The 15,182-nt window shown below is 70.1% G+C and carries 14 protein-coding genes and 1 tRNA gene; 3 read left to right on the top strand and 12 right to left on the bottom strand.

Features of this window, described 5'->3' with window-relative positions:
• Positions 1–30: 30 nt before the first annotated feature.
• From YU1_RS29075 to cpdR, 6 genes are all read right to left on the bottom strand, one after another.
• On the bottom strand, positions 31–1,485 hold the full coding sequence (locus YU1_RS29075; protein WP_051356758.1) for a methyl-accepting chemotaxis protein: 1,455 nt from the start codon (positions 1,483–1,485) through the stop codon (positions 31–33).
• On the bottom strand, positions 1,482–1,775 hold the full coding sequence (locus YU1_RS0111195) for a hypothetical protein (RefSeq protein WP_156922063.1): 294 nt from the start codon (positions 1,773–1,775) through the stop codon (positions 1,482–1,484). Before YU1_RS0111195 ends, YU1_RS29075 begins: the two co-directional genes overlap by 4 nt.
• Before the next feature lie 265 nt (positions 1,776–2,040).
• Positions 2,041–3,654, bottom strand: a complete 1,614-nt coding sequence (locus YU1_RS0111190; RefSeq protein WP_029004136.1) for a flavin monoamine oxidase family protein — start codon at positions 3,652–3,654, stop codon at positions 2,041–2,043.
• Between the two features lie 88 nt (positions 3,655–3,742).
• Entirely contained in the window at positions 3,743–4,810 is a 1,068-nt protein-coding gene (gene hemH / locus YU1_RS0111185; protein ID WP_035714985.1) for a ferrochelatase, read from the bottom strand.
• Between the two features lie 248 nt (positions 4,811–5,058).
• Positions 5,059–5,133 (bottom strand) — tRNA-Val (locus YU1_RS0111180).
• A 129-nt stretch (positions 5,134–5,262) separates the two neighbouring features.
• A complete protein-coding gene (cpdR, locus tag YU1_RS0111175; protein WP_029004134.1) occupies positions 5,263–5,628 on the bottom strand; it encodes a cell cycle two-component system response regulator CpdR in 366 nt (121 codons plus the stop codon).
• Between the two features lie 278 nt (positions 5,629–5,906).
• Here cpdR and YU1_RS0111170 point away from each other — a divergent pair, with 278 nt between their 5' ends.
• Both YU1_RS0111170 and hisN read left to right on the top strand, forming a co-directional pair.
• Positions 5,907–6,797 carry an N-formylglutamate amidohydrolase gene (locus YU1_RS0111170; RefSeq protein ID WP_029004133.1) on the top strand — a complete coding sequence of 297 codons (891 nt, stop codon included), beginning with the start codon at positions 5,907–5,909 and terminating at the stop codon, positions 6,795–6,797.
• A gap of 1,265 nt (positions 6,798–8,062) precedes the next feature.
• Complete coding sequence (gene hisN, locus YU1_RS0111165) at positions 8,063–8,851, top strand: histidinol-phosphatase (protein WP_029004132.1); 789 nt, start codon at positions 8,063–8,065, stop codon at positions 8,849–8,851.
• 42 nt (positions 8,852–8,893) lie between these two features.
• Here the strand turns inward: hisN and YU1_RS0111160 are convergent, their stop codons facing one another.
• The 3 genes from YU1_RS0111160 to YU1_RS31960 form a co-directional block, all read right to left on the bottom strand.
• Positions 8,894–9,727 (bottom strand): class I SAM-dependent methyltransferase, encoded by an 834-nt coding sequence (locus YU1_RS0111160; protein ID WP_245263294.1) that lies wholly within the window; start codon positions 9,725–9,727, stop codon positions 8,894–8,896.
• A gap of 215 nt (positions 9,728–9,942) precedes the next feature.
• A complete protein-coding gene (locus YU1_RS0111155; RefSeq protein ID WP_029004130.1) occupies positions 9,943–10,887 on the bottom strand; it encodes an alpha/beta fold hydrolase in 945 nt (314 codons plus the stop codon).
• Between the two features lie 160 nt (positions 10,888–11,047).
• Positions 11,048–11,512 carry a hypothetical protein gene (locus tag YU1_RS31960; RefSeq protein ID WP_051356757.1) on the bottom strand — a complete coding sequence of 155 codons (465 nt, stop codon included), beginning with the start codon at positions 11,510–11,512 and terminating at the stop codon, positions 11,048–11,050.
• Positions 11,513–11,822: 310 nt separating this feature from the next.
• On the opposite strand from YU1_RS31960, the gene YU1_RS0111145 reads away from it, so the two are divergent.
• Positions 11,823–12,299, top strand: a complete 477-nt coding sequence (locus tag YU1_RS0111145) for an Hsp20 family protein (protein ID WP_029004129.1) — start codon at positions 11,823–11,825, stop codon at positions 12,297–12,299.
• Between the two features lie 94 nt (positions 12,300–12,393).
• Here YU1_RS0111145 and YU1_RS0111140 read toward each other — a convergent pair whose 3' ends face one another.
• The 3 genes from YU1_RS0111140 to YU1_RS0111130 all read right to left on the bottom strand — a co-directional run bounded on the left by YU1_RS0111140 (position 12,394) and on the right by YU1_RS0111130 (position 15,163).
• Complete coding sequence (locus YU1_RS0111140; protein ID WP_029004128.1) at positions 12,394–13,746, bottom strand: SGNH/GDSL hydrolase family protein; 1,353 nt, start codon at positions 13,744–13,746, stop codon at positions 12,394–12,396.
• Between the two features lie 71 nt (positions 13,747–13,817).
• Positions 13,818–14,312, bottom strand: coding sequence for a F0F1 ATP synthase subunit B family protein (locus YU1_RS0111135; protein WP_029004127.1), 495 nt, complete (start codon positions 14,310–14,312; stop codon positions 13,818–13,820).
• Positions 14,313–14,452: 140 nt separating this feature from the next.
• Positions 14,453–15,163 carry a F0F1 ATP synthase subunit B gene (locus YU1_RS0111130; protein ID WP_245263293.1) on the bottom strand — a complete coding sequence of 237 codons (711 nt, stop codon included), beginning with the start codon at positions 15,161–15,163 and terminating at the stop codon, positions 14,453–14,455.
• Positions 15,164–15,182: the final 19 nt, after the last annotated feature.

Genomic DNA, 15,182 nt, shown 5'->3' with positions numbered 1-15,182 from the left:
AGAGGTGGCGCGGGGTCGCCCGCGCCACCGTCAGCGGACGGCGACGCGGGTGAGGAAGCCCTCCACCTCGTGCGACAGGGCGCGGGCGGTGCCGGAGACGTTGGAGACGGCGCCCGACACGCTGCCGATGCCGTCCTGCGTCTCCTTAGCCCCGCCGAGCGCCAGGACGCAGAAGCGGGCGATGTTGGCGGTGCCCTCGGCGGCTTCGGCCGCGTGGCGGGCGATCTCGTCGGTCACCGAGCTCTGCTCGCCCATGGCGCCGACCATGGAATCGGCATAGTCGCCCACGTCCGACATGATGGCGACGATCTCCTGGATGGAGGCGACGGCGGCGGCGGTGGACTGGCCGATGGCGGCGGCGCGGGAGGCGATCTGCTCGGTGGCCTGCCGGGTCTGGTCGGCCAGCCCCTTCACTTCCGAGGCGACCACCGCGAAGCCCTTGCCGGCGTCGCCGGCGCGGGCCGCCTCGATGGTGGCGTTGAGCGCCAGGAGGTTGGTCTGCGCGGCGATGGCGGTGATGAGGCCGACGATCTCCTGGATCTGCGTGGCGGCCTTCGAGAGTTCGGAAATATCCGCCATGGTGCGGTCCACATTGCCGCGCGCGCGGCCGATCACCGCCTGGGTGCGGTCGAGCTGGGCGCGCATCTCGCCCACCGAGCTGGACAGTTCCTCGGCGGCCACCGCCACCGAGCGCACGTTGCCCGAGGCCAGCTCGGAGGCGGCGGCCACGCCCTGGGCCTGCTCGGCGGCGCCGGTGGAGACGGCGATGATGCGCTCGGCCATGACGCTGGCGCTGCTCACGTCCGAGGTCATGGCGGTGAGCGAGGCGCCGACCGCGGCGCGGAACTGCTCCACGGCGGCGCGGATCTCGCGGGCGCGGGCGGCTTCCACGCGGGCGGTCTCCTCCTGCGCGGCGGCGAGGCGGTGGGCCTCGTCGCGGGCCCGGTCGGCCTCCAGCGTCGCGGCGTCGGAGGCGGCGAAGGCCCGGCCGAGCTGCTCCACCACCCAGGCCAGGATGGCGAACTGGGCGATGAGCACCACCGCGTGCAGCACCAGGCGCTCGAAGTCGGCGCCGCCGGGATAGACCGCCCACGGCAGGGTGAAGTTGAACAGGATGTGGTGCACCGCCGTGGTCAGCGTGCTGGCCGCCAGCGCGCGCCAGTCGCACCAGCCGGCGGTGATCGCCAGCATGGCGAAGAAGTACATGTGCAGGTCGATCTGGAGCTTGTTGCCGGCGAGGCCGAACACCAGGATCACGACGGTCAGCGTGGCGGCGACCGAGGTGGCGATGCGGGTGGCGACGCCGGTGTGGTCGCGCATCCAGGTGAAGGTCGCGGCACCGGCCACCAGCAGGCCGGCGCCGATCATCGCCATGGCGGACTGGTCGGACCAGACGGCGCGCAGGGCGATGAGCGCCACGTTGATCCAGATCACCGCGACGATGGCATAGGAGAAACGCTCTCGGAGGTGCTGAAGGCTGTTCACGGCTCGGAACTCCGCAGGGGCTCGCAGCCGCCCGCCAAGAGGGGATTGAAGACCAGGGCGGCGCCGGCGGCGCGCAGCCGGGCACGGAAATCGGGGGCGGCGGACTGGCCGACGGCCAGGTGCGCCGAGGGGGCGAGGGCGAGGACCGCGCCGCCGGCGCCGACCACGACATCGAACGCGCTGGTGTCGCCGAACGTCAGCACCGCGACCCGCCCGTCGCCGGCCGGCGAGACCGCCAGCAGGGCGAGGGCGGCAAGGGCCGCCAATCCGTTGAGGGCGAATGCAGACAAGGGATCTGCCACCGTTGCGAGGGCGCCATCCCGCCAGGGGGGGGGCGCGCAGGAAAATGAAGGTGCCGGATGCAGGCCCATTCCAGCCTGCTGCCTGACCACCGTACCTGCCGAATGCTGGTGCGAGCCTTGCGTGTGAAAGGCCCGGCTGAGCCAGAGCACGTTCCGTTCAAATGGCATCGCCATCTGAACGGCAAACGTTCTCTATCAAAGTGTGAGAGGGCGATTCACCGATCGGATCGATTCAATCTGATCGGATCGCGCTCTAGCGCCTTCCCGCCGCCACCCGCTCGCCGATCTGGCGGGCGGCCAGTTCGCCCGCGCTCAGCGCGCCTTCCTGCCAGCCGGGCAGGTGGCTGAAGGTGTCGCCGGCCATGTAGACCCGGCCCCAGGGCAGGCGTTTCACCAGCCGGTCGTAGGTGGCGAGCGTCGCCTCGTCCTCATAGCTCCAGCCGCCGGCGAAATAGGGCATCTGCGCCCAGGCGACCGAGATGGCGGAGGCGAGGCGCATGTTGGCGCGGTAGCGGTTGGGATGCAGCTTCTCGCCGCCGCGCAGCGCCGCCTCGAAGCGCCCGCCCAGCGGCAGCGCCGCCAGCCGCTCGGCCGGGGCGCCGCGGGCATAGGCGGCGGTGAGCACGCCGCTCGGGCTGCCGAAGCCGGCGGAGGGATACCACACCTGGCTGATGTCCTCCTTCAGGAAGGAGATGCCGCCATAGATGCCGTCGTCCGCTTCCCAGAAGCGGCTGCGGGTCTCGAAGCCGACCTTGGTGGCGGCGACGAAGCGGATGGCGTCGAGATCGGCCTTCAGTTCCGCCGGCAGGCCGTGCGCAAGGGGCGTGAACAGGGTGGGCGCCATGGTGGAGACGAGGAAATCGACGCGCATGCGGCGGCCGTCGGCGAGGCGCAGGGCGGCGGTGTCCGCATCCTGCCCGATCTCGGCCACCGGGCAGTTGAGCTGCACGATGTCGCGCAACTGCCGGCCGCCGGGAATGTCCTGGCGCAGGAAGGCGGCGGCGATCATGTCCATGCCGCCCACCGGCTCCAGCAGGGAATTCTGCCAGGACAGCAGCATGGAGCTGAACAGGCCGAGGTCGGCGGCGTCGCTGCCGACGATCTGCTCCAGCGGGATGGGTGGGCGCAGCGTGCCGGCGGCGTCCCCGGCGCCGGGCGGGTCCGAATAGCCGAGGCGGCGTGAGCCCTCGAACACGAACGCCTCGCCGCGCCGGGTCAGGTCGCCGTAGCGGGCGATGAGGCCGCGCAGCGCGTCGCGCTCGCCGGGCGGCAGCGGCAGGTCGAGGGCCTGGCGGCGGATCGCCTTGTCCAGCAACTCCGCCAGCGCGCCATAGAGGCTGTAGCGCAGCTGGCCGAGCGGCACCGCCTGCCCGCCGTTGAAGGCGTCGTTCTGGAACAGGTTGGATTCGCACATGAAGATGTAGGGTTCGAGCGCCACGCCGAGCCGCCGGCACCAGTCCAGCACCACGCCGTGGTTGCGCGGGATGCGCCCCGCCCCGGCGTTGAAATAGGCGCCCTCGCCGACGAAATCGACCCTTTGGCGCGGCCCGCCCTCTTCGGCGAAGCTGTGGCCGTTGCGCATGGAATAGCTGCGCCCGCCGGCGCGCCCGGTGGCCTCCAGGATGGCGACGTCGAAGCCGCCGCGCGCCAGCAGCAGGCCTGCGCACAGGCCGGACAGGCCGGCGCCGATCACCACCACGGAGCGGCCGCGGCCGAGGTCCGGCGGCAGGCGGGGCGGCTCGGCGCGGGCCGGGGGGCTGGCGAGGAGGCCGAGGGCGGTCAGCGCCTCGAAGGCAAGGCCCGCGCCGCCCCATTGGCCGAGGCGCTGGAGCACGGTGCGCCGCGTCGGTGTCCGAAGGTCTGCCATGCCGCGTTCCCCGCCTGTCGGTCGACGCTAGCGTGGGCCCGGCGGTGGAACAAGCGGCCGGTTGCGGTGCGGCAACGGCGCGCGCGGATCAGCCGGCGATCCAGCCGGACAGTTCACGCAGCACCACCGCCTCGATCACCCGCATGCCCTCGTCGCTATCGTTGAGGCAGGGGATGGCGGCGAATTTCTCGCCGCCGTGATGATGGAAGATCTCGGCATTCTCCACCCCGATCTCCTCCAGCGTCTCCAGGCAGTCGGCGGTGAAGCCGGGGTTGAACACGGCGAGCCGCTTCACGCCGCCGCGCGCCAGCGCCTCCACCGTCTTGTCCGTATAAGGCTGGAGCCATTCCTCATTGCCGAAGCGCGACTGGAAGGTGAGGCGCAGCTTGTCCTGCGACATGCCGAGGCGATCGCGCAGCAGGCGGGCGGTCTTGGCGCACTGGCAGTGATAGGGATCGCCCTTGAGCAGGTAGGATTTCGGCACGCCGTGGAAGGAGGCGAGGATCACCTCCGGCTCGAAGTCCAGCGCCTTGAGGTGGCCCTCCAGCGAGGTGGCCACCGCGTCGATATAGACCGGGTCGTCGTGCCAGCTCGGCGCCACGCGCAGGAAGGGCTGCCAGCGCATGGCCTTGAGCGCGTCGAACGCCTTGTCGCAGACGGTGGCCGAGGTGGCGGCGGCATATTGCGGATAGAGCGGCACCAGCAGGATGCGCTCGCAGCCCTGCTTTTGCAGCGCCTCCAGCCGTTCGGCGATGGGCGGGTTGCCGTAGCGCATGGCCCAGTCCACCACCACGCGCGGATCGCGCTCCGCGACCATGGCGGCCATCTTCTCCGCCTGCGCGCGGGTGATGGTCTTGAGCGGGCCTTCGTTGCGCTCGGTGTTCCAGATGCTGGCGTAGTCCTTGCCCTTCGGGCCGGGGCGCACGGTGAGGATGATGCCGTTGAGGATCACCCACCACAGCGCCCGGTTGGTCTCGATCACCCGGCGGTCGGAGAGGAATTCCTTGAGGTAGCGGCGCATGGACCAGTAGTCCGTCGCCTCCGGCGTGCCGAGATTGACCAGCAGCACGCCGATGCGCCCGAACGCCACCTTGGGATGATCGGCGGGAAAGTGGCTGGTGTCGCCGGACGCGGCGGGGGCGGGGATCATGCTCATCGGTCACCTCTGGGCGCCACATGGGCCGCCGCGCGGGCGCCGTCAATGGGCGCCGCCGACGCGGGGCCGCGGCATCGGGGAAGGCCGGCGCACGCACCGCCGGCTCGGCATGTGTACGCGCCGGGGCGCCGGACGGATCGCGCGCCGGCGGACAAGAGCGCCAGCAGAATCGGGTCGGCGCGAAGGGGCCGCGCGATGTTCCGGCGTGAGGAAGATGTTCTGAAGTGAGGAAGACGGGGGGCTGCGGATGGTGGGCGCGACAGGGATTGAACCTGTGACCCCCTCGATGTCAACGAGGTGCTCTCCCGCTGAGCTACGCGCCCATCCGCCAGGAGGAGGCCTCTATATCGGCTCGCTTGGTGGGACGCAAGACGCCGAAACGGGCATGTTGTTGACGGCTGGGGATGCCGGGCGTCCGTCCCTCGCTGCCCCTCGCCGTCGCCGGGCCTCGCTCAGGCCGCGGCGGCCAGGATCTTGTGCACCTCGCTGACGAGGTCGCGCAGGTGGAAGGGCTTGGACAGCACCTTGGCCTCGCACGGCGCCTCCACGTCGGCATTCAGCGCCACGGCGGCAAATCCGGTGATGAACATCACCTTGAGGTCGGGATCGAGTTCGGTGGCGCGGCGCGCCAGTTCGATGCCGTCCATCTCCGGCATGACGATGTCGGTGAGCAGCAGTTCGAACGGCTCCTCGCGCATGCGTTCATAGGCCGAGCGGCCATTGTCGAAGGAGGCCACCTGGTAGCCAGCGTTTTGCAGCGCCTTGACCAGGAAGCGCCGCATGTCGTTGTCATCCTCGGCGAGCAGAATTTTCGACACGCCCTATCCCCTTAGCATCCTGTTGGTGCGCGCCTGCGTGCAATCGCGAGCGCAGCGCCCTCAAGCCTGTGTCGCCCAATCGGGTAAATTCGAAGTGAACCTCGCGTGCGCCATACTTCCGACTCGCGCACGGTGCGTGAAGGACAAAGGCCGTTAGACCGCACGTGAAGTCCCTTCACAAGGGGGGGCGGACTTGCGCATGATGGCGGTTGCGCCGCACATGCGGTCCCGTTCGGGCCGGTTTCGGCCGTCATAGACTGTGGAACGCCTTTTCCTCAATGACCGCCTGTCTCGCCGATACCATCGATCCCCCGTTCGAGATCCTCACGCCGGAGGAGCCCGCGGGTCCGTTCGTGTTCAATTCCCCGCACAGCGGGCGGATCTATCCGCGCGCCTTCGTCGAGCAGACGCGGCTCGATTTCGAGACCCTGCGCCGCTCCGAGGACAGCTTCGTCGATGAATTGTTCGCCGACGTGGTGGACGCGGGCATGCCGCTGATGCGGGCGCTGTTCCCGCGCGCCTTCCTCGATCTCAACCGCGAGCCCTATGAGCTCGACCCGCGCATGTTCGACGGGCGGCTGCCGGCGTTCGCCAACACCCGCTCGATCCGCGTCTCCGGCGGGCTCGGCACCATCGCCCGCGTGGTGGGCGACGCGCAGGAGATCTACCAGAAGCGCCTCAGCGTGGCCGAGGCGATGGAGCGCATCGAGACTTATTACAAGCCGTATCACCAGGCGCTCCGCCGGCTGATCTCGCGCACCCATCGCGCGTTCGGGGCGGCGGTGCTGGTGGACTGCCACTCCATGCCGTCCGGCCCGGTGCGCGAGGACCTGCCGCGCGCCGACTTCGTGCTGGGTGACCGCTATGGCACCAGCTGCGCGGGAATGGTGGCGGACCTGCTGGAGCAGGAGCTCGGCGCGCGCGGCTATGCGGTGGTGCGCAACAAGCCCTATGCGGGCGGCTATATCACCGAGCATTACGGCAATCCGGCCGCCGGCCTGCACGCGGTGCAGGTGGAGATCAACCGCGGCCTCTACATGGACGAGGCGAGCTACGCGCGCGGGCCAGATTTCCAGCGGGTGCGGGCGGATCTGGCGGCGGTGGCCGCGCGGCTGTTCGAACTGGCGGACGAACTGGTTCCGCCAAGGGCTGCGGCTGCGGCGGAATAACCCAGCGGCAGGCGTCGCAATTCTGTCTTGCGTTTTTCGAATGGCAGATATACGAATTCGCAGGTGAGCCGAGATGCGGAAAACGCGCCGGTTCCCCGTCTGTTTCGGACCCCCAAAAAAGAAAGGGGCCGTCCGCAAGCGAACGGCCCAAGTCTAGGGAGGAAACGCCCAAGGAGGGCGGCGACACAGCGACGCCAATCGCCATGTCGCAATGCAGCAATAGCCGATTGCGCTGCCAGAAATCAAGCCCTGTTTTGTCGCAGCCTGGTATATTAGTGCAAGTGCCTGAAATCATTGTATAAAAATTGGAGCCATTTCGGCTTGTCGCGGCCATCCCTTGGCCGCTGTGCCGGAATCGGTTGAGCGGTGTTCCGTTCCAGGCACCGCAGCGCACCCTGAAAGTCCCGTCTGTTCCCGGTTTCAGCGCCGTTCGACGTCGATCCGGCATCCGCGCGATCAGCGAGGCGTGCGGTGCCTGTGTCTTCGAGGGCTCTGGAGGGTGCCGGCCACGGCCCGTCGATCGCGGCAGGCTACGGCGGGCGCGCCACGCCGAGGCAGCGGCGTCGGCGGATCGGCCGCCGGGCCACGCGGGTGCGGATCGCGGTGCCGGCAGGGCGCGGGCAGGCTGTGCGGGGATGTCGAGGGGATAGGTGGGGCGCGGGCGAACCGAAACGGCGCACCGCGGCAAGGTCCAGAAAATAGGCCCGAACCAGGCCCCCAAAAAGAAAGGGGCCGCTCACGAAGAGCGGCCCAAGTCTAGGGAGGAAACGCCCAAGGAGGGCAGCGGCATTGCAGCGAGCAATGCCGCGCCGCATCAATATGAGCCTGGACCCGGTTTGCATCAAGCCTGATGCCTGGCGATAGTTTGAGCATGCTCTAAAAATGGCTTCTCATTTGTTTTCAATGGTTTGAAAGCATTTAGCTCATCGGATGGGCCATTGGGTCCTCCGCGCTGCCCCAAAAAGCGACGGTCGCCTTCGCAGGCGCAAGAGGTGCGGCGCCCGTCGGGCCGGGGCTGCCCCGCGCTGCGGCACGCCGGTGTGGCGCGCGGGAGCCGGACATCTTCTGCGGCCGTATCGCGCCCGCGGCCGGGAGGCCCTCCGGCGCCTCGGGTGCGAAAGCCATTTCCTTGCCCGGCATTTGGCTTTAGAGCCGGTGCGGCGCGGCGGGGCCGCCGTCCGCGCGCCGTCTCTCTCTCGGGGGCGCCTTCCCGCCGATGCGCCGGACGCACGGCTCGCGCCCCAGGCCGACCAGGACAGACCCCCATGACCGCCGTCGCGCTCGACGCCTTCGTCCATGACCTCGCCACCAAGTCCGGCGAGGCCATCCTGCCGTTCTTCCGCACCGCGCTCGGCGTGGAGGACAAGGGCGGCCCGCGCGGGCGCGGGTTCGATCCGGTGACCGAGGCCGACCGCGCCGCCGAGCAGGTGATGCGCCGGATGATCAGCACCGCCTTTCCCGAGCACGGCATCATCGGCGAGGAATTCGGCCTGGAGCGTCCGGATGCCGCCTATGTCTGGGCGCTGGATCCCATCGACGGCACCAAGTCCTTCATCTCCGGCATGCCCGCCTGGGGCACGCTGATCGGCCTGCTGAAGGACGGCAAGCCGGTCTACGGCATGATGCACCAGCCCTTCATCAAGGAGCGCTTCTTCGGCGACGGCGGCACCGCGCATTACCTCGGCCCGGCCGGCAAGCGCCGCCTCATGGTGCGCGATTGCGGCCGGCTGGAGGACGCCATCCTGTTCACCACCAGCCCGCTGCTGATGGAGGAGCCCGACCGCGCCGCCTTCCGCGCGGTGGAGGACGTGGTGCGCCTGTCGCGCTACGGCGGCGATTGCTACGCCTACTGCATGGTGGCGGCGGGGCTGGTGGATCTGGTCATCGAGACCGGCCTCAAGGACCATGACATCATCGCCCTGGTGCCGGTCATCGAGGGCGCCGGCGGCATCGTCACCAATTGGGAGGGCGGCTCGCCGGTGAAGGGCGGCCGTGTGGTCGCCGCCGGCAGCCCTGCCGTCCACGAAGCCGCGCTGGAGCGCCTGAAGGGCTGAGTGCGCGCCCCGCCGCACGGGCCGGGACGACGTGGCCGGGCATCACTTCATCCGGCGGATGATGAGCCCGGCGGAGGTTGAGACATAGTTCTCGATCCGCAGCTTCAAGTGTGGGAACTGGCTGAAGGGCGGGGTGTCGACATAATTGTCGATGACGAGGTTGTCGGGCGCGATGACGAAGTCGTCCACCTCGTGCCCCATGGCGCGGATCTCGGCGACCAGCGCTTCCAGGTCACGCCGCCGGTAGATGACCGTGGACCCTGATTCCAGCGTGTCGGTATTGGAACTGACGTTGAATTCGGTCGTGTGGATGGCGACGCCGCCGACCTTCAGGGTGTTGAGCACGCTGTTGATGATGAAGTCAGCGCCAGCCTTCAGCGTGCCGAGGTGCTCAAGGCAGCAGGACGACCAGCAGAAGTCATAGCCCTGTAGGCTCGGGTCGATGTTGTTCATGTCGCACTCGCGCCACTCCACCTGGCGCTCGAAGGCGGCCCGGTCCATGGGCCCGTTGGGCAAGGTGGCGAGTGCGGTGGCGAACTGGTTGCTCTTGGACCATCCGGTGTCGAGCGCGATCTGAAATGGCGCGTCGGTCGCCGTGATGAAGCAGCCCATCTGCGCGAACACGGCCGGCAGCGCCTCCTGCCCGACGCCGAAAACCAGCCCGCGCGTGCCCTCGCCCACGCTGCCGGTGCGGATGGCATGGTGGATGATGAACACCCACTCCCAGTATTTGCGATGGAAATTGAGCGGCACGTCGATCAGCGCGCTGATGCGCTGGAATTCGGGATGGAAGAAATCCCGCGACGAGCATGTCGAATAGCGCATGAAGGCCGAGGAGGGGTCCACGCGATATGTCTCGGTGGAGGGAAGCGTCATGTTCTGCTTCCACGGCTTGTGTGCCGAAAGCCAGGCATCAAACTTGGGCAGAAGGCGCGTGAAGAGAACGTCCAGCTCTTGTTCGGTCATAAACCACCACCGTCCCCTTGAGATGGACCGATCCTACATGGCACCCAAGGCGGGTGGAAACCGCGGGCGCCGCCGCTCCCTGGAAAGAACCTAGCCGGCGGCGGGCTTGAGTGCGCCTGGCCGGTTTAAAATGGCGAACTGCCGGGGATGAAGGCATCGAAGGCGGCCCAGAACTGGGCGCGGAAGATGTCCTGCTCCATCAGCATCTCGTGCCGGGCGGCCGGCACCGTCACATAGGCCCCGGCGATCAGCCGCGAGGCCACGTGCTCGATGGCCACGTTGCACACCACCCGCTCGTCGCCCGCCGCGATCATCAGCAGTGGCTGGCGGATCTGGCGCACCACTTCCGGGCTCTTGAGCGCGTCCATGGCCACATAAGCCTGGTTCACCCAGCCGATGGTGGGCGCGCCGAGCCCGAGCTCGGGGAAGGCGGCGGTGATCTCGGCGGCGCGGGCGTGGCGCACCGGGTCGGAGGTCACCGGATTGCCCTCGAACGGCAGGCTGTTGACGATGGTCGAGCCGCCGCCGGGCACGAAGGCGCGGGCGAAGCCGAGCGCGCACGCGGTGGCGGCGAGGCCGCGCGCCACGGCGGGAAGGGGCACCATGCTGATCTCCAGCATCGGCCCGCTCAGCACCACCCGGTCGAACCACCGCCGCCCGGCCAGCACCGCATGCAGCAGGACGGTGCCGCCCATGGAATGGGCGAGCGCGTAATGCGGCGCCGGGCAATCGGGCAGCAGCACCTGCCGGCCGAAGGCGTCGAGATCGAGTTGATAGTCGGAGAAGCGGCGCACGTGGCCCTTGCGCGGGTTGCGCAGCAGCCGCTCCGAGCCGCCCTGGCCGCGCCAGTCCAGGATGGCGACGGCGAAGCCGCGCGCCAGCAGGTCGCGCACCACCTCGAAATACTTCTCGATGAATTCCGCCCGCCCCGGCAGCAGTGCCACCGTGCCGCGCCCGCCCGTGGCCGGCCGCCAGCGGGCGAAGCGGATCTGCCGGCCGTCCGCCGTGGTGGCGAAGCCGCTGACCGCGCCCTCCGGCACGGGATTGGATGGAATGGGGAACAGACTCATGCGGGGCAGGCAACCACAGGATGGAGGGTCCCTGCCGGTCTTGCGGCGGCGTGGAAACCTCGTCGCGCTGGCGCGGCCGCCGGATCGATCCGGCCCACCGCTCCGCTTGAGCGATACACCGGGATGCCCGCCGCGACAACGCCGGCGGGGTGGGGCGGGCTCAGTTGCCCCGGCTGTCGTAACCCAGCACGGTCAGGCCGATGATGACGCCGGAATCCGCGTCCACCAGCAGGCGGACCCGCTCGCGGCGGGGGCCGGTGGCCTCGCAGATGTAGGTGCGGCCGCGCAGGATGGGGCGGCTGAGGTCGGTGAAGCCGCGCGCCTCCAGGCTGCCGCGCAGCGCCGTGGCGTCGAGGTCGCCCTCGCCCAGCGGCGGCGAGGCGAGATAAGGCGCATAGACCCCGTGGCCGCGCGGGCGGCCGGCCCCGGGGGCCTCCACGCCGTCGTCCGGCGTGGTGGAGAAGACGTCGGGGGAGACCAGCGAGCCGGTGGTGTCCGGCGCAGCCGCCTTCGTGGCCTTGTCCGCCTCGGTGGCGATCAGGCGCGGCGCGGTCACGACCGCGCCCAGCGGCTCCGCGCCGAGGGCGGCGAAGGTCAGGCTCAAGCTGCAGAGGGTCAATGCCATGGCAGGCACGTATCTTGGCATCCGTTCCTCCTGGTGCGGAAAGGATTGCGCGCGGGAGCCCCCTCCAGGCCCAGTTCGGCAGCACTCTACGCCAGGGCGCTGAACGCCATCCGACACGGCCATTCACCGGGGGTTCATTCAGTCCGGGCGGATGCGGGCCTCATGCCGGCCCTGGTTTCTGCGTCGCCGCCCTTGACGGCGTCCGGGCGCCTTCCCAAATCCCGTCTGTGCCGGTCCATGCGGACGGCGCGATGCGGGCCCGGCCAACCGGCGGGTCCATCTGCATGTCGCTTCGAAGGAGGATGTGCCTATGCGTACGTTTGATCTGTCTCCCCTCTACCGCAACACGGTCGGGTTCGACCGCCTGTTCTCCATGCTGGATTCCGCCGGCAACGTGGAAGCCGCGCCCACCTATCCGCCCTACAATATCGAGCGCACCGGCGAGAACGCCTATCGCGTCACGGTGGCGGTGGCGGGCTTCACCCCCGAGGAACTGTCCATCGAGGTGAAGGAGAACACCCTGTCGCTGCGTGGCGAGAAAGCCGCGCCCCAGGCCGCCGAGACCGGCCAGCTGCTCTATCGCGGCATCGCCGCCCGCGCCTTCGAGCGCCGATTCCAGCTGGCGGACCATGTGGAGGTCAAGGGCGCCACCCTTGAGAACGGCCTGCTGCACGTGGACCTCGTGCGCAGCATTCCCGAGGCCAAGAAGCCTCGCCTGATCCCCATCGCCACCGCCTCCCAGGCGCAGACGATCGAGGCCAAGGCCGAGGCGCCCCAGGCGGCCTGACGCTTCCGGACGGAGCGGGCGGGGCCTGTCCGCGCCCGTGCCATTGCGACGCCCCGGTTTCCGCCGGGGCGTTTTTGCGTTCCGGGCCGGAGGGTCAGGGCTGGGCGGCGGGAACGGCCGGCGGAGCTGCGGTGGCAGGCGCGGCCGGGGCGGGCGCCGGGGCCGATTCGGCCGGCTTCGGCGCGGGCGCGGAGGGCGGCCAGGAGAAATCGTCGGTGCGGCCCCGCTGCGGGGCGAGGGGCGCGCCGTCCACCAGGACGCGCAGGGCGTCGGTGCCGCCGGCGGAGGCCGGCGTCGGCGCGGGCGTGGCACGGCCGGCGGGGCCGGGCACGCCGCCCAGCAGGGCATTCGCGCCGCGCGGGCCGTCGGTCAGCGAGATGGGCTGGGAGCCGTCGGCGGCGGGCGCGTCCGCCGGGCTCGGCTCGGCCAGCATGCGGGACAGTTCCTTCTGCACGAAGAAGGCGAGCTTGCGCGTGCCGGCGCGGGTGAAGCGCGTGCCGTCGGCGACGCGCAGGCGCCGGCGCTGGCCGTCCACCGCCGGGCCGGAGGCCATGTACTTGCCCTCCTCGTCCACGAAGCCGTCCCAGACGTTCACGAACACCGCGCCGCCGCGGGCGGCATGGGCGCGCAGCACCTCGTTGAGGCGCTCGTAATCGGCCGACTGGGCGGTGGACTGCACCGGGGCGAGGCCGACGAGAATCACCCGGCGGTTCTGGCCGCGCGCGGCGGCGAGGATGTCGTCCACCCGCTTGCCGTAGAGCTCGTCCCAGCGCTCGGACAGCGGCGGCACCTCGGTGTCGCCGTCGCGGATGGGTTCGAGATCGTCCGAACCGAGCGCGAGCACGGTCACGGCCGGCTTGCCGGCCTCGATGGCGGCGGGCAGGCGGGTCAGCCAATCCACAGGTTTCGGCATGAAGCCGCTGGGATCGTCGGTCGCCGCCACCACGGCGGGGCTGGCGCGCTCGCCCACATAGGTGTCGGCGAGCCCTTCCGCGATCTGCCGGCCGTAGCGGTCGCCGATCACCAGCACGAAGCGCGTCGGCGGCTGCTTCTTGCCCTGCACGGCGTCTGCGGCGCTGGCATAGACCACGCCTTCCGGGTCCGGCGGCGGCGAGGGCGCGCGCTTGGGCTGCTGCTCCACCTGCGGCGGCGGATGCGGATTGCCGAGCGGCAGGCCGAAGAAGGTGTCCGGCGGACGCCAGGCCGGGGCGCTGCGCGAGGGCGCGGGCACCGAGGCCGGCGGGCGGACCACGAAGGGATTGTCGAAGAATTGCGCGGCCGCGGGCTGGGCGATCACGACGCCGGCGCCGGCCAGGAGAAGCGCGCCGAGCAGGCCGCCCAGGCGCCCGGCGTCAGCGCCGCTCCAGGCCCGGCGCCAGATGCGCGAAAGCCCGCCGGGCGGGCGGGCGTCCGTTGCGGTGTCGGAAATCTGCGGGCGGCACGGCATGGGGTAAGCATTGAACCAAGCGCGGGGCCCTTTCAAGGCCGCCGCCGGAGCGGGAGGGCGAAGCCGCCCGCTCAGTTCAGCTTGCCGCGCACGTCCTCGATGGCCTTGCCGACGATCTGCTCGCCGGTGGCGGTGCCGGTCACGGTCGCGGCCAGGATGCGCTCGGCGGCGCGCACGGCGGCGTCGGCGGCGAACGCCTTCACGTCGGCCAGCGCCTGCTGCTCGGCCTGGGTGATCTTGTCTTCCGCCATGCGGGTGCGGCGAGCGACGAAATCTTCCAGCTTCGCCTTGGTCTCGGCGGCGAGGCGCTCAGCCTCGGCCTTGGCGGCGGTGACGATGGATTCGGCCTCGGCCTCGGCCTCGCGCTGCTTGCGCTTGTATTCGGCCACCAGCTTCTGGGCTTCTTCCTTGAGGCGGCGGGCCTCGTCCAGCTCGGCGGCGATCTTGGCGCCGCGGGCGTCGAGCGCCTTGGCGATGCTCTTGTGCACGCCGGCATAGAGAAGGATGCCGACGAACACGAAGAAGGCGACGGCGACCCAAAGTTCGGCCAGTTGCATATCGCTCATGGGTGGGTCCTCGATCGCCTGTGTCTGTCTTGGGGGAACGACTGTCTGTACGGAACGTCGATCTGAAACGCTGCAGCCCCGCGCATGGCGCGGGGCGGGCGGCCATGCGGGGCGCCGGGGCGCCCCGAAGCCTCAAGGGGTCAGTTGGACTTGGCGGCCAGCGCCGCGTCGACGGCGGCCTCCACGTCCTGCTGCGGCGCGCCGGCGCCGACCAGCGTGGTCACGATCGCATTGGTGGTGTCCACCGCGATGCCGCGCACGTGGGAGAGCGCGGAGGTCTTGGTGGCCGCGATCCGGCTCTCGGCATCCGCCAGCTTCGTGTTGAGGCTGGCTTCCAGCGCCTTGCGGTTGGCGTCGGTCTCGGCGGTGAGGCGGTTGCGCGCCTCGCCGGCGATGGCGTTGGCCTTGCCGCGCGCCTCGGTGAGGGCCTTCTCGTAGGCGACGTGAGCGGCTTCGCTCTCCGCCTGACGCAGCCGGGCTTCTTCCAGGTCCTTGGCGATGCGGTCATGCCGCTCCTCAAGGATCCGGCCGATGCGCGGCAGGGTCACCCGGCTCATCAGGAAGTAGAGCGCGCCGAAGCTGACGATCAACCAGATGAGCTGGGAGGCATAGTTGGCCGGCTTGAAGGGCGGGAAGCCGCCATGGCTCTCGCCCCCTTCGGGCCCGTGTCCGGCTTCCGGCGCGCCGGGAGCGTGCGCGGCCGGGGCCGCGGCACCCGCCTGGGCGACCACCATCGGCGCCGGCCGTGCGGAAACCGATGAAGGATCGAGGCTGCCCGCCGTCGCCGGGACGGCCAGGACGGCCGTTCCCCAGAGCGCGGCTGCCGCAGCCAGCTTCCATGTCTTGTTCATGGCTCGCCCGCCTGCCTTG

Source organism: Azorhizobium doebereinerae UFLA1-100, from assembly GCF_000473085.1.
Classification (GTDB): Bacteria; Pseudomonadota; Alphaproteobacteria; order Rhizobiales; family Xanthobacteraceae; genus Azorhizobium; species Azorhizobium doebereinerae.
This window is presented reverse-complemented; position numbering and strand designations above follow the sequence as displayed.